Source organism: Aeromonas sp. 1HA1 (genome assembly GCF_029237385.1).
Lineage (GTDB): Bacteria > Pseudomonadota > Gammaproteobacteria > Enterobacterales > Aeromonadaceae > Aeromonas > Aeromonas popoffii.
In genome coordinates, this window is the sequence record NZ_JAACGC010000166.1 from 1 (window position 1) to 1,297 (window position 1,297).

At 48.2% G+C, this 1,297-nt stretch carries 2 protein-coding genes; both read right to left on the minus strand.

Annotated elements, in window-relative coordinates; translation table 11 throughout:
• Positions 1-168 precede the first annotated feature (168 nt).
• Positions 169-486, minus strand: a complete 318-nt coding sequence (locus GWQ22_RS21400; RefSeq protein ID WP_084204727.1) for an addiction module antidote protein — start codon at positions 484-486, stop codon at positions 169-171.
• A 63-nt stretch (positions 487-549) separates the two neighbouring features.
• Positions 550-801 carry a plasmid stabilization protein gene (locus GWQ22_RS21405; protein WP_042039297.1) on the minus strand — a complete coding sequence of 84 codons (252 nt, stop codon included), beginning with the start codon at positions 799-801 and terminating at the stop codon, positions 550-552.
• Between the last annotated feature and the right edge of the window lie 496 nt (positions 802-1,297).

A 1,297-nucleotide genomic window follows, 5' to 3' on the forward strand; every position in this document is an offset into this window, starting at 1 on the left:
AAGGGATTTGCGCTGCTGACGTTGGTAGCGAACAACGTGAAATTCAAGGACGGAGTAAAGGTGCTGGAGGAGTCAGACAGGAGTGCCGCCTGACCGACGCCATACACCAGATTTGACAATAGCTCTCTTATAGAGGACATGGCACAAAAGTGCTGGAGTAGCTAAAAGTTATCGTTCCACAGGCCGACTAACTGAGTTTTGCATTAGCTCTATCCGAAATCCCATTACATTTGCCAGTTTTGCTATTGTGGCGAAATTTGGGCTCCCTTGACCTGACAAAACGTCAAGGATGCTATCTCTGCTCATTTTGGCATCCATCGCAAGTTGGCTAACGCTCCGAGAACGGGCGATATTGCCGAGAGCAACACCAATCATCGAAGGATCACCATCCTCTAATACAGCTTCCAGATAAGCTTTTATGTCTTGCTCATTTCGCAGATAAACCGCTGCGTCATAACGGCTAAATGTTAAATCTTTGCCTCTCATTACACCCCCTCTACACTTTAGCTAAGACATTTGTAAACAAGTTGTGAAAATGTGCAATTGTCGTCATAGGTCATCCAGCGAGACGTTGACCCTGTCGAGTGAGGCCATGCGTTCCTCAACTATCCGGTTAAGCTCGGCGTCTTCGACCAGCTCGACATAGCAGGCAAAGAGTTCGGGGGGCACACAGTAGAAGGCTGGTTCGTTGCGGTCGAGGATGGCAACGGCAGAACCATTGCCCTTCTTGAGTGTGCCCATCGGGTTGCGTTTCAGTTCGGTGATGCTGGCCGCAGTCGCGGAGAGAATCTGATTGCTCATAGTCGGGGCCTGATGGTTTGGGTACCAATTACAGCACTGCTAATTGCACCTTCACAGGCGCCTTTTAGTGTACTCGTAGTGTACTTGCCCTGCCTCGCTACGCTTGGCAGCCAAAAAATGGATGACAGATGATGTTAGGCAGTCCCTGTGCATGTCAGTATACAACACTGATTGTTAGAGACAGGAATTGTGTAAACAACTCCCCAGTAATTGAATGTTTGTTTACACAAAGGAATGTTAAGCTTGCAAAATAACCAAATAAGCCATTGATTTACAAAGAAAATTTATTTTATTTACATGTGCTTGGTATATGCAACCATTCTAGGCCGGTGTGATCGGCAACGCATTCCCAGAAGGCCCTGTTGATTCGTAAGCGTCCAGCGAAGGCCGTATTGACAGGGGCGACAGGTTATTCAGCAGGTAGAGCAACACGCCAAGGCAGCAGTTCACTGACCCGGTTCACCGGCCAGTCTGCGATCACATTCAGTACATGCCG